A 13,070-nucleotide genomic window follows, 5' to 3' on the forward strand; every position below is an offset into this window, starting at 1 on the left:
TTGTCCCGCCATCCCCGCCGGCCGGCGGGGCCCCCGATCCGGCCGGAACCGCCGCCGCTTCCCGGCCGTTCTCCCGCCACAGCCAAGCTCGCTCCGGGACCTGCCATGCGCCTCGCCGCCGCCGCCGTTCTTCTCGCCGCCGGACTGACCCCGGCCCACGCCCAGGGCGCCGCCCGGGGCGCCCAGGACGGCGCCGCGCGGGGCGAGGCGATCGCCGGCCCGGTGGGCGCGGTGGTGGGGAGCGCGATCGGGGCCGCCGTCGGCACCGCCAACAGCGTCCTGGGCATCGACCGGCGCGAGCGCTTCCGCATCTACGCCGCCGGCGAGCACCGGCCGTCCTTCCGCACCGAGGGCCCGGTGCGAGTCGGCGCGGTGCTGCCGCCCGAGGGCGTGATCTACTACGACGTGCCGCCGGAATTCGCCCTGAAGGGCTACAACTACACCATCGTCAACGACCACCCGGTCCTGGTCGAGCCCGGCACCCGCCGGATCGTCGAGGTGATCGACTGACGGGGACGGGCGAGCGATCGACGGTGACGCGGGCGCCGGGTTCGGGGTAAGAGCCTGCGGGACAAGAAACCCACACCCGGCATGTCACGAGCCTCCGATCCCCCGCGCGCCGTCCACGATCCCGACCGGCTCGCCGCGCTCGAGGCCCATGCCGTGCTCGATACCCTGCCCGAGCAGGGTTTCGACGACGTCGTGCGGCTCGCCGGCCGCCTGTGCGACACGCCGATCGCGCTGGTGAGCCTCGTCGCCGGCACCCGGCAATGGTTCAAGGCCCGCACCGGCTTTCCCCTGCCCCAGACCGATCTCGGCCGCTCGGTCTGCGCCCATGCCCTCGCGCATCCCGATTCGCTCCTCGTCATCCCGGACCTGACCCAGGATCCCCGCACCCGCGCCAATCCCCTCGTCACCGCCTCGCCCGGCATCCGGTTCTATGCCGGGGCGCCTTTGCGCACGCCGGAGGGGCACGTGCTCGGCACGCTCTGCGTGATCGACTACGTGTCGCGGCCCGGCGGCCTGACCGCGACCGAGGCGGACGACTTGCGGGCGCTGGCGCGCCAGGTGACGGGCCATCTGGCGATGCGCCGGGCGGCCGCCGAGCGCGAGGCGGCCTTGCGGGCGGCGCAGGCCACCGAGGAGCGCTACCGCCTGGCGGCGCGGGCCACCCGCGACGCGATCTGGGACTGGGATTTCGCCACCGACCACGTGCTGTGGAACGAGGCGCTCGAGGCCGCCTACGGCCATCCCCTGGCGGCGGTCGCGCCGACCGGCGCGTGGTGGATCGACCACATCCACCCCGACGACCGCGCCCGGATCGACGCCTCGATCCACGCCGTCATCGACGGCACCGGAACGACCTGGAGCGACGAGTACCGCTTCCGCCGCGCCGACGGCTCCTACGCCGACGTCTTCGACCGCGGCTCGGTGATCCGCGACGCGACGGGCCGCGCGGTCCGGATGATCGGCGCCATGCTCGATCTCAGCGAGCGCAAGCGCGCCGAGGCCGCCCGGCGCGAATCCGAGCGCCGGCTCGACCTCGAGCGCGGCCTGCTCGAATCGGTCTTCCGGCAGGCGCCGGTCGGCATCTCGGTCGCCGGCCTGGGCCCGGGCGCGCCGAACCTCATCAACGCCCGGGCCGAGGAGATCCTCGGCCACGGCCTCGGCGAGCCCGCGCTCGCGCGCTACGATTCCTTCCGCGCCGTGCATGCCGACGGACGCCCCTACGCTCCGGACGACTACCCGTCCTTGCGCGCGCTGCGCGACGGCGCGGTGGTGACCGGCGAGGTGATGCGCTACCGCAACGCCGCGACCGGGGACCTGCGCATGCTCGAGGTCTCGAGCGCGCCGGTGCGCGACGAGGACGGGGCGATCCGGGCGGCGGTCACGGTCTTCCTCGACGTGACCGAGCAGCGCCGGGCCGAGGCGCAGCTGCGCCGCCTCGCCCTCGTCGCCGAGCAGTCGAGCGACCTCATCGCCATCGCGGATGCCGACGGGCGGATCGACTACGTCAACCCGGCCGGTCGCGCCCTGGTGGGGCTGGAGCGCGAGGCGGCGTGGGACGGCCGCCTGACCGACCTCTTCGCGCCCGAGGACCTGCCCTTCGCCGAAGGCACGATCCTGCCGGCGGTCCGGGCCGGCGGAAGCTGGAGCGGCGAGTACCGCCTGCGCCACGTCGCGACCGGGGCCGTGGTGCCGGTGCGCTACAACCTCTTCGCCCTACGGGGGCCGGCAGGAGCCTCGAGCGGGCCCGGCGGGGCCTTGCCTGGGCCCGGCGGGGCCTTGCATTCGCCCGGCGGGGCCTCGCATTCGCCCGGCGGGGGCCTGGAGGGCTTCGCGGCGGTGAGCCACGACATCTCGGCGCGCAAGGCGGCGGAGGCGCAGCAGGAGATCCTCAACCGCGAGCTGAGCCACCGGCTCAAGAACACCTTGGCGATGGTGCAGGCGATCGCCATGCAGACCCTGCGCGACGCCACCGACCCGGCCACCGCCCGCGAGGCGCTGGTGGCCCGGCTGGTGGCGCTCGGCAAGGCGCACGACCTGCTGCTGACCGGCGAGGGCGAGAGCGCCTCCCTGCGCGCGGTGCTCGAAGGGGCGCTGGCGATCCACGACGACGGCCGGTCCGGCCGCTTCCGGCTCGCCGGACCGCCGGTGGCCTGCGGGGCGCGGGCGGCGCTCTCGCTCGCCCTGATGGCGCACGAGCTCGCCACCAACGCGGTCAAGTACGGCGCCCTCAGCGTGCCCGAGGGCTACGTCGCCCTCGACTGGACGATCGCCGACCCGGCCGCGCCGGTCCTCTCCCTGCGCTGGCAGGAGCATGGCGGGCCCCGGGTGACGTCGCCCGCCCGCAGGGGCTTCGGCTCGCGCCTGATCGCCCGGGGGCTCGCCGGCACCGTCGACGGCGAGGTCGCCACGCTCTACCCGCCCGAGGGCGTGGTCTGCACCCTCACCGCTCCCCTGGCGGAGCTCCTGGCCGGGGAGTGACGGCCGCCCGGTCGGCGCGCCCGCTCAAGGTTCTCGATTGCCGCATTTTCTTGCGACGAACCGGTATCGGCCTCGTCGAAAAAGGCTCCGGCCGACCTCGCGGGGAAAGACCCACACTCGCCGGAGGACGGCAAATCCACGCCGCCCACGGCCAGGGTTGAAACGTCGTAGAATCCAAAAAACAACGATGTCATCCGCAAAAGGTGGTGCGGGATCCGATATTCGATGCTAAAACCGTTAGACCTTCTGAGTTTCGAGACCCAGAAGTTTCCTTCACGCGCTCTTCGGGGCGCGTTTTTTTTGACCTATGTTATAGTTTGTCATCAGGGCACGAAAAAAGGGCCACGATGCATGCATCGTGGCCCCCGCTCGAGACTGGCTCGTGGCTTAGAAGTCGCGCTGGACGCGCATGCGGACCTGGAACGTGTCCGCGTAGTTGGTGGTGGGCAGCAGCGCACCGTTGGCGGCCACCGGCAGGCCGGCGGCGTTCACACCGGCCGCGACGCCGCCCGGAGCCTTGTTGGTGTCGATGACACGGCCGTTCTTGATGTCGACGCGGTTGTAGAGACCCTCGACGCCGATATCGAGGTCCTTCACCGGCGACCAGATCAGGCTCGCGCCGGCGACGATCTGGCTCGTGTCGCGCAGGGCGGCACTGAACAGGAAGTTGCCGGGGCTGTTGACCGGGTTGCCGAGGCCGTTGAAGTTCAGGCCGCCGAGCAGGTTGCGGCTGGTCTTGCCGAACGACATCTCGCCGTAGCTGCCGATGATCGCCGACCGCCACTCGGGCGCCCAGTAGTGCAGGTACGAACCGACGACCGTCCAGCTGGTCGACAGCTCCATCTTGCCGGTCAGCGGGTTGACGGCGGCATCGGTGAAGTAGGTCGCGAAGGGCGAGCCCTGGGTGTTGCCGGCGCTGGCGGTGTAGGTGCCGATATACTGGGAGTAGCCGGTATAGATCTGGGCGCCTTCACCGTACGAACCCTGCAGGTACAGGGCGTCGCCCGGGGCGATGAACGGCAGGTTGAACTTCACGCCACCCTGCACGGCCCAGCCGTACTCGGTGTTGACGCGCGGGGTGAGGACCGAGCCGGCCGCGATGGTGGCGCCGCCGAAGGTCAGGACGGTGGCGGCGTTGCCGGCGTTCAGCTCGTGCACGGCGGCCGAGAGCTGGGCCGAGCCCCAGGCGGCGTCGTAGCGCAGGGCGCCGACGAAGTCGGGCATGCGGTTGGTCTGGCGCAGGTCGTAGAACGCCTCGCCGATCGGCACGCCGGCCGCGTTGGTGGCGATGACCGGGCTCAGGTTGGCGGCCGCGGCGGTGAAGACCGCGAACTGGCTCGCCGTGTTGCCGGCGGTGGCGGTGCCGAACAGCGGGTTCTTGCGGAACGTCGGATCTTCGATCGACAGGGTCGCCGAGAAGCCGTCGCCGAAGGTGGCGGTGTAGGCGAGCAGGTTGGTGGAGGCGACGTCCGAGCCCAGCGAGGTGCCGATGATCTCGAAGTCGTGGGCGTAGAAGTCGTAGAACGAGGCCGCGCGACCGGCGGTGAGGCCGGCGAACTGGATGAAGGCCTTGTCGACGTTCACGTATTGCTGGGCGCGGCCGAACGTGTCGACGCCGAGCGCCGGGAAGGCGTTGGCGATGCGCTGCTGCGTGCCCGAGTTCAGGTAGGCGCCGGTGCGGGAGGCGAGCTCGAACCGGACGAAGGCGCGCAGGGTGCCGTAGGCGGTCTGCGTGCGGGCGTCGAGGTTGAGGCGGCCGAGGCCGCGGTAACCCATCAGGTCGCCGTTGTTGCCCGAGCGCGAGTAGCCCTGCGAGTAGCCGGCCTCGAAGCGGGCGCGGCCGGAGACGCGCAGGCAGGTATCGGTGCCCGGGACGAAGAAGAAGCCGGCCCCGTAGGCCGAGCAGACACGAACGAACTCGACAGGCGCCGCCTTCTTGATCGGCAGATCGGCAGCCTGCGCCCCCGCAACGACGGTCAGGCCGGCGGCCGACCCGAGCAGAAGGCTCTTCACGAGCTTCATAGAGACCTCCAAAGATTTCGGACCCGGGGTTGAACGACTGCGGTTCCTCGCCTTGCGGCTGATCTGAAACACGTCGTCCTTGACCCCTGATGGTTCAGGCATCTCCCCGCGGGGGGCGCCTGCCCAACCGCACCGGGTTGCTCCCGATGCAGGCGTAGCATGTGCGAGCCGTCTGTCTTCATCAATACGAGTCGCGTCTCGTTTGGTATAAATGGCCCGGTTTCGAAAGTCGTGTTGCCAAACGGCCACGTTGTCGACGCAGTTGCGGATATTACAATACAAAATCAGTTCGTAAATGCCTTATTTGACCCGGTTCTGCGGAAGACGTGAGTTGTGTTAGCGCATGTGATGATGGGGATACGGTTTGGTGCGCGCACTTGCTGCGTCAACGAAGTCTTCATGACTGAGACGGTTCGAAAAAACGAACGATGAGGCACGCCGTTCATCCCGCGCCCGACGTCACGACGGATCGTCGAGATCACGACGCGCGGGATGAATTCGTAGAAAGATCGTGACGAGATGCGTGTCGCTGGTGTCGCCGGGCGCATTTCACCGGTGATCATCGCGTGGCGGGCCGATCTACAAGGTCACGCGAAGAGCTAACAAGCCGGACGCTTCGGTGCGTCTGGGCCGTGACCGGTCTCGGCTGCGACCGTCAGGGCCCGGAGGGCGGGGTGACGGGGCCGGCCGGCCCTGCCGCGTCGCGCCCGGGCTTTCCATCGCCCTGCGGCGCGCTTCCCGGATGACGGCGGGACTGGGCCCGGCGCGTGTCGCCGCGTCGTGCGGCCCGGTGGTGATTCGGGCGATGAGGGGACCGGTCCGCGGATGCGGGCGGCCGGCGCCGCTACCGCTTGCGGGGCAGGTGGAGCTGCCAAGGTAAGCATCATGCTGGCGATCGTCACGGCGGCGTGCAGGAGGTGCAGGACCAGGGAAGAATCGGGCATGCGGGAATCGGGCCTGGGCGTCGTCCCTGCGGACGGGCCGTGCGCAGCCGGGATCTCGCCATGCAGCAAACAGGCCCCCGGCCGGGGAGCTCAGGACGGCAGCAGCGCTTGCGCGGTCGCGGCCCGGGCCAGGGTGGCGAGCGTGTCGGGCTGCGTCACGATTCCGACGACGCGGCGATCCGGCCCGGTCACGACGACGGCGTGGGTGCGGCCGTCGGCGAGGGCCGGGACCAGCGCCGTGGCGGGCCCGTCGGGCGCCGCGATCCTGGCCGGGGACATCCCTTGCGCGACGTCGTCGGCCCGCCGATCGCCCGAGTCCGACGATCCGGGACAGGCGCGACATCCCCGTCATGCTGGCTCGGGTTCCCTCGGGTCTGCGGGGCGTGACGGCGCGTGCCTCCAGGGAATGAGCTTCGGCTTGCAAGCGGGCGAGGCACCAGGCCCGCCATGACGGCAGCCGATGGCTCGCCCGGTCCGGGGCGGGCGACAGCCGGTGGAGGGCCGTCCGGCCGCTCAGAACCGGATCGCCCCGCTCCCGTTCACCGCCCGCACCGTGCCGCTCGGCCGTCCGCTCGTCCCGACGAGGGCGAGGCGGCGCTCGGCCCCGGGCGCCAGGTGGAACCAGTTGTCCGCCGGGCGCCCCGGCCCGTCGAGCGCGACATGGACGCCGAGGGCGTGCCGCTCCGACGCGACGCGCAGGGCGATGCCGTCCCGCTCCGCGACGAGCGCGGCCGACAGGCCGATCTCGCGCGGCGTCGCGTCCCGGCCGGAAGGGAAGTGGAACGCCTCGGCGAGGAGCGTCCCGTCGGGAGCGCTCAGGCGCAGGTGGGCCAGATTGTGCGCCGCCGGGCCGAAGCGGTAGGCGTTCGCCGCGTCGAAGAAGCGGCCGAGCAGCGCGGCCGAGGTCAGGCTGACGGCCCCGCGGGGGGGAAGCGAGACCGGCCGTTCCGCCCGGGCCGCGACCTTGCCGGCCGCGCTCGCGAAGGTGAGCGCGACGACGAGGTCGAGGGCGGCGGCGGTCTCGTTCAGCAGGTGGGCGCGCAGGCCGTTCAGGCCCTCGTCGGAGAGCACGGCCTGCACCGGCCGGAAGGCGCGCCGGAGGGCGTACCAGGCCGATTTCGGCCGCCCGGCGACGTCGACCACGCCCCAGCCGGCCCCCGGCGCGAGGTCGCGCCAGAGCCAGACCAGCCCGCCGGCGGTGACCGAGCCCGGCCGGCGCCACTCCGCGAAGGTCGCCTCCATCACCTCGGCGGTCGCCGCGCGCCCGAGCGTCAGGTAGCGCGCGGGATCGTCGCGGCGCAAAGCCTCCGGATCGACGCCGTAGAGGGCTCCGACATAGTGGTCGCGCACGCCCTCGAAATCCCAGTCGGCGCCCCGGTCGCGCGGCACGCCGGCGGCCCAGCCGGGCGCGCGCGGATCGGTCAGGCCGGCCTCGGCGAGCGAGGCCGGCTCCGGCACGTTGGCGAAGGCCAGGCACTCGGAGGCGAAGCGCACCTCGGCCCGGCGGGCATCCTCGAACGGCCGGCGATAGGCGCCGACGCCGTAGTAATGGGTCACGCCGGCATCGGTGGAGAACGGCAGGTCGCCGCCCGAGGGCGAGTTCGGCACCACGACGAGGTCGGGCCGGCGCGCGGCCGCCGCCTCGCGCAAGCGCGCCTCCACCGCGGCCGCGCGCCAGACGGAGTCGGGGAATCCCAGCATCGCGGCCTGCTGCTCGACCTCGCTGCCGCCGCCGACGACGCAGAGCGAGGGCGACGCCTGGAGCCGGTCGAGGAGCTGGGCGATCTCGGCGTCGAGCGCCGCCCGGAAGGCCGGATCGTCGGTCGGATAGTCGAAATTGGCCAGCATCAGGTCCTGCCAGACCAGGATGCCGAGCTCGTCGCACAGGTCGTGGAAGGCCTGGCCCTCGTAGAGCATCGTGCCGCCGACCCGCAGCATGGTCATGCCGGCCTCGACGGCGAGGCCCAACAGCGGGGCGTAGGCGTCCCGGTCGCCCGGCAGCCCGACGAGGTCGGCCGGAGTCCAGCAGGCGCCGCGGCAGAAGACCGGCACGCCGTTGACCGCGAGGCTCAGGCCCTCCGCGAAGGGCCGCAGCATCGTCACGGTGCGGAAGCCGACCCGGCCGAGATCGAAAGTTTGGCCCCCGATCTCGACCGCGGCGGCGTGCAGCCGCGGCTCGCCGTGGGTGTGGGGCCACCACAGCGCGACCTCGGGAAGCTCCAGCCGCCCCTCGAACCGGCCGGGCGCGGTCTCGGGCAGCACCGCCTCGCGGCCGTCGCACCGGAGGATCGCCGGGCCGACGGCCTCCGGGATTGTCAGGCGGAGCGTGAGGATCCCGGTCCCGTCCGCGACGGCGCTGCGCAGGTCGATGCCGGTGGGCCGGCCCCCCTCCCCTCTCCGGGTGATCGGCCGGTACGGGCCGACCGCGTCGACGCTGGGGCACCAGCCCGGCATGAAGCCGAGGAGCGTCGTGCGGGCGTGGCGCAGCGATCCCGGCGTGGCGAGCTGAGGCCGCCAGCGCCCGCGCTTGTGCGGCCGGGCGAGATCCTGCGCCAGCGAGCGGAACGCGAGGGCGAGGCTGTGGGTGCCGTCGAGGTCGACCGCGACCTCGTGGGCGAGGAACATCGAGCGGCCGGCGAGCAGGAGCGTTCCGTCGAGCCAGACCTCGCAGAGCGTCGCGAGCCCCTCGAAGCGCAGGATCTCGCGGCCCCGGCCGGTGATCGCCGTGCGGTACCAGACGTCGGAGCCGTGCAGCGGCGTCGGCTCGGCCTCCGACCAGCGCCCGGCCGCGCGCAGCGCCCCCGCGGCGGTGCCGGGCACCGGGGCGGGGATGAAGCCGGTGAGCGCCCCGAGGTCGCCGGGGCCGGCGCAGGCGCCGGGCGCGGTGACGATCATCTCCCACGGCCCGTCGAGGGTCCGGTCGACGTTGCGTAGAAGGGCCATGGCGTCCTTGGAGGCTGTCTCGAGGGCTCGGCGAACCCTCGTATCCTCCACTTCACCCCGGGGCCGCGCAGCGGAACCCGGGATCCATGACCGCTGGCGATTCAGGACAAGGCGGACGGCATTCCGTCTCATCCGGCATCGTCAGCGGTCATGGATCCCGGGTTGTCGCCTGCGGCGAGCCCCGGGATGACGCGAAGGGCTGTCACGGTGTGTCCGGTCGACCGGCGCCTCACCCCGCCGCCAGCGCCCGGTCGAGGGCATCGAACACGGCCGCGTAGCTCGCCTCGGCGGCGGCGAGCCGCTCGGGCAGGCCTGCGAGCTTGCCGCGGGCATAGGCGCGGGCGAGCTGGAACTGGAACGCCTTGGCCTCCTGCGCGAGCCGCGTCGCCGCTTCGGCCGCCGCGCCGAACCGCCCCGCGCCCTCGGCCTCCAGCCATGCGAGGTGGCTGCCGAGCAGCTCGAAATTGGCCCCGAGCTGGCGCGTGGTGTTGAAGGCGTAGGTGTGGAAGGCCGAGAGCGGCCGCTGCACGAAGGCGTCGTCCTTCGCGGCGAGCGCCGCGCGGAAGGCCGTGACCGGGTTGGCCCCCGGCGCCTGGGCCCGGTGCCGGCGCAGCAGCGCGAGCGCCGCTCCGGCGAGCGCCGGACCCGCGAGGCCCGGGCCGCACGGCTTCACGAACTCGGCATAGGGCAGCAGCTCGCCGCGGGCGAAGATCCCGGCGTAATCCTCGCCTTCGAGCGTGAAGCGGCCGGCATTGTGGACGTAGTCGAGCCGTCGCCGCGCGGGGTCGAGGGCCAGGATCGCGATCGTGGTCTTCGAGGCCTCGCGCCGGTAGGTGGTCCCGGCGGTGTCGGGCAGGAAGAAGGCGTTGACCTCGACCAGCACCGGGAGCCCGCGGGCCGCCTGGATCAGGCTGTGGCTCTCCAGGTCCTCGTAGAGCGCGAGCTCGAGGATCTCGAGGCCGTAGAGCGCCTCGAGGTCGGCGGCCTTCGGCTTGAAGAAGGTGAACTGGTCGCCCTCGAAATCCTGGCGCAGGGTGAAGCCCAGCATCGCCTGGGGGCTGAGCCCCCGCAGGTGCAGGAGCTCGATCCAGAGGTCGACGTAGCAGTTCGTCTCCGGCCAGGTCCGGTCGGGGGCGTGGAGCGCGTGCGGGGTGTAGCGGGGGGCCGCGGGCGTCTCCGTCCGCGGCGCCTCGACGACGTGAGCGAGGGCGGCCGACATCGCGGCCTCAGCCGAAGAGCTGGGCGCGGACCTCCGCCGGCCAGGCGTCGAGGTCGAGGCCGTGGTGGCGCAGGAGCGCGAGGGTGATCCGCTCCAGCCCGAACCCGACGCAGGCCGTGTGGGCGGTGGTGCCGTCGGCCTGCTGGATGCCCCAGGTCGTGCCGAAATGGTCCTGGTGGTAGTTGAAGCTGAGGCAGGCGGTCGGCTTGTCCTCGCTGTTGACCGGCACGTTCAGCTCGAACTTCAGCGCCTGGGCGCGCTGGTTGTTGGCCAGCATCTTGCCGGCGCGGCCGAAGAACGGGTCGTTGGCCGGATCGATGGCGAGCGGCAGGCCGAGGTCGCTCATCATCTTGGTGCCGCGGGCCAGCCACAGCTCGCGGAAGGCCAGCACCTGCTCCGGCGTACCCATGCGGACGTATTCGCGCATCCGGAACAGCTGCATCCGGGTCGGCTCCAGCGAGGGCTCGTGCCGGAAGCAGTAGGATTGCAGGTCGAACAGGAGCCCGCCTTCGGGCAGCCGGCCGCGGGCGGCGGCGACCGGATAGAGCGGGTAGCAGGCGGCGGGCGTCAGGACGATGTCGGTGGCGGCTTGGCTGGCGGTCCAGTCCTCGTCGGCATCGAGGCAGGCGAGCAGCCGCGCGTGGTCGGCCTCGTTGCCGCAGAAGCTGTGCACCGTGCCGGCGAGGTGCGGGAAGCCCTTGAGGTAGCCGCTGCGCTCGAAGCTGGAGCGGGCCATGCCGGGCGGGAAGCGCAGGGCCTCGGCGCCGTCGGCCCCGCCGATGCGCGAGACCAGCCGGTCCAGGGCCTCGACCACGCTCTCGAAGGCGCCGGAGCGGCCGTAGAGACCGTCGACCCCGGTGCGGATCAGGAGCCCGCGGTCGAACAGGCGGTCGAGGAACGAGCGCGGCTCGGAGGCCGGCTCGGAGATCGCCTCGTCGGCGACGGGCAGGAGGTCGGAGGAGAGGCTCTGGTCCATCACGCGCTCAGGAGCTTGCCGCTGCCCTTCTGCACCAGCAGGAGGTTGGCGGTGTTGGAGAGGATGCGGTCGTTGCTGATCATCAGCGGCGCCGAGAGGACGTCGCGCAGCTGCCGGCCGAGGCTGAACGGGGTGCCGTTCTTGTAGCCGGCGATGCCGACGACGCCGAGCGCCCGCTGCACGATGTCGACGGCCTGGCCCGAGACGGTGGTCTTGACGTTGTTGAGCATGATCGAGAAGCCGATCGCCCCGAGCGCATCCGGGTCGCCCTTGGCGTCCTCGTAGCGCGCGAGCCCGGCGACGACGGTGCTCTTCATCGCCTGGAGCTCGTTGGCGGCCTCCGCCAGGCGCAGCGCCCCCGGCGGCACCTGGCCGGGCTTCTTGCGCGCCTCGCCCTGCACGAAGGCGCGGGCGCGGTCGACCGCGTAGGCGGCGATCCCGTACCACACGCTGCCCCAGAGCAGGTGCGAGGCGGCGAGCATCGACTGGGCGGCGATCTCCGCGAAGGGCTTCTGCAGCACCTGGACCAGCGGCACGCCCTCGGCCTTGAGCAGGAAGCCGTCGCTGCAGGTGCCGCGCATGCCGAGCGTGTCCCACACGCCGGTGCGCGCGAGGGTGATCTGGTCGCGGAGCAGCGCCACCAGCACCTGGTCGGAGGTCGCGGCCTCGGGGTGGCGGCGGGCGGTGGCGAGGATCAGGTCGGCCTGGGCGCCGTAGGAGATGACGCTCGCCTCCTTGGTCAGGCGGAACGCATCGCCCTCGGCCTCGACCGCGCACAGGCTGTTGCGCAGGTCGCCGCCGATGCCGGCCTCGGTGGTCGAGGAGGCGATCAGCAGCTGCTCGGCCGCGATCCGCTCCATCAGCGTGCAATGCCAGGCGCTGTCGCGGCCGTGGGTCACGAGGCTCGCGAGCTTGATGTGGTGCATCGCGAACACCATCGCGGCGGCCGAGCAGGCGCGCCCGAGGATGGCGCAGATCTCGGCGATCTCGCTCATCGAGGCCCCCTCCCCGCCCAGGGAGCGCGGCACCTGGATGCCGAGCAGGCGCTCGGCCTTGAGGGCGGCGACCGCCTCGGCCGGGAACCGGCCCTCGCGGTCGACCGCGTCGGCGTGGCGGGCGGCGGCCTCCGCGACGCGCCTGCCCCGCGCGTCGAGGGCCTCCGCCGGCGCGGCGACGGGAACCGTCGCCGCGACCTCGACGTGCATGTTCATGCGGCCTCCTGCTGGCGGAGGCCCGCCACGGTGTCCCGGATGATGCGGATGGTCGAGAACGAGCGCCGGCCGAGCGCCGAGTCGGGGAACTCGATCTCGAACCGCTCCTCGAGGGCCAGCATCAGCTGGACCGAGCCGAAGGAATCGAGGCCCTTCTCGAACAGGTCGTCGTCGTCCGACAGCGTGTCGACCACGCCCTTGAGCGACTCGAGCGACTTCAGAACGTCCCGGATGTCGGAGATTTCGACCATGAGGCTCCACCTTCTTTCGTGAGATACGAGTCGCATCTGGCAGATGAGATTGCAATCTCGGGCGTATTTTTTGGTAAATTTTCGGATGTCTATTTGAGGGAAAGAACTGCGCCACTGCGGAGCAGGCGTGTCGATCCGGGTCGATACCGGATACTCAACTCGGAACAGCTTAACGGTTGGCGAAGGGACGCGCCTTCGCCGGGGCCTGGATTCCGTCAAGCTTACGGATTTCCAAGCGGGCGAGGTCCCAAGCGTGGCGAGGTCCCAAGCGTGCGGGCTGGCAGGCGTGCGGAGAATCGTCGTGCGCAAGGCCCGCGTCGCTGCGCGGGCGTCTCGGGTCTCCACGGAGGGGGGACGAACGGAGGGGGTGGGGTCGCGACGCCGATCCGGACCCTAGCGCCGCGCACGCCCGCGATGAAGCGGCCGGCGCCGCCCCATTTCGAGGTAGGCCGCTCGCCCGTCGGGAGGCGCCGCACCCGCGGCCGGGGGATGCGGACGGGAGGTGCGGCCCCCGGC

9 protein-coding genes are annotated in these 13,070 nt (G+C 72.1%); 2 read left to right on the forward strand and 7 right to left on the reverse strand.

Annotated elements, in window-relative coordinates; genetic code table 11:
* Window positions 1-105 precede the first annotated feature (105 nt).
* Both A5481_RS09575 and A5481_RS09580 read left to right on the forward strand, forming a co-directional pair.
* Window positions 106-510 carry a DUF1236 domain-containing protein gene (locus A5481_RS09575; protein WP_048434095.1) on the forward strand — a complete coding sequence of 135 codons (405 nt, stop codon included), beginning with the start codon at window positions 106-108 and terminating at the stop codon, window positions 508-510.
* Window positions 511-591: 81 nt separating this feature from the next.
* Window positions 592-2,988: a PAS domain-containing protein gene (locus A5481_RS09580; RefSeq protein WP_048434096.1), complete on the forward strand. Its 2,397-nt coding sequence runs from the start codon at window positions 592-594 to the stop codon at window positions 2,986-2,988.
* 387 nt (window positions 2,989-3,375) lie between these two features.
* On the opposite strand, the gene A5481_RS09585 is transcribed toward A5481_RS09580, so the two are convergent.
* The 7 genes from A5481_RS09585 to A5481_RS09615 all read right to left on the reverse strand — a co-directional run bounded on the left by A5481_RS09585 (window position 3,376) and on the right by A5481_RS09615 (window position 12,554).
* Window positions 3,376-5,010: a porin gene (locus A5481_RS09585; RefSeq protein WP_048434097.1), complete on the reverse strand. Its 1,635-nt coding sequence runs from the start codon at window positions 5,008-5,010 to the stop codon at window positions 3,376-3,378.
* A gap of 1,034 nt (window positions 5,011-6,044) precedes the next feature.
* Window positions 6,045-6,233 carry a CBS domain-containing protein gene (locus A5481_RS09590; RefSeq protein ID WP_048434098.1) on the reverse strand — a complete coding sequence of 63 codons (189 nt, stop codon included), beginning with the start codon at window positions 6,231-6,233 and terminating at the stop codon, window positions 6,045-6,047.
* A gap of 234 nt (window positions 6,234-6,467) precedes the next feature.
* Window positions 6,468-8,897: a glycosyl hydrolase 2 galactose-binding domain-containing protein gene (locus tag A5481_RS09595; protein WP_048434099.1), complete on the reverse strand. Its 2,430-nt coding sequence runs from the start codon at window positions 8,895-8,897 to the stop codon at window positions 6,468-6,470.
* A gap of 229 nt (window positions 8,898-9,126) precedes the next feature.
* Window positions 9,127-10,116: a DUF1839 family protein gene (locus A5481_RS09600; protein ID WP_048434100.1), complete on the reverse strand. Its 990-nt coding sequence runs from the start codon at window positions 10,114-10,116 to the stop codon at window positions 9,127-9,129.
* 7 nt (window positions 10,117-10,123) lie between these two features.
* Entirely contained in the window at window positions 10,124-11,092 is a 969-nt protein-coding gene (locus tag A5481_RS09605) for an amino acid--[acyl-carrier-protein] ligase (protein ID WP_082173129.1), read from the reverse strand.
* Window positions 11,092-12,297, reverse strand: a complete 1,206-nt coding sequence (locus tag A5481_RS09610; RefSeq protein ID WP_048434120.1) for an acyl-CoA dehydrogenase family protein — start codon at window positions 12,295-12,297, stop codon at window positions 11,092-11,094. Before A5481_RS09610 ends, A5481_RS09605 begins: the two co-directional genes overlap by 1 nt.
* A gap of 2 nt (window positions 12,298-12,299) precedes the next feature.
* A complete protein-coding gene (locus A5481_RS09615; protein ID WP_048434101.1) occupies window positions 12,300-12,554 on the reverse strand; it encodes an acyl carrier protein in 255 nt (84 codons plus the stop codon).
* Between the last annotated feature and the right edge of the window lie 516 nt (window positions 12,555-13,070).

The organism is Methylobacterium platani (genome assembly GCF_001653715.1).
Taxonomy (GTDB): domain Bacteria; phylum Pseudomonadota; class Alphaproteobacteria; order Rhizobiales; family Beijerinckiaceae; genus Methylobacterium; species Methylobacterium platani.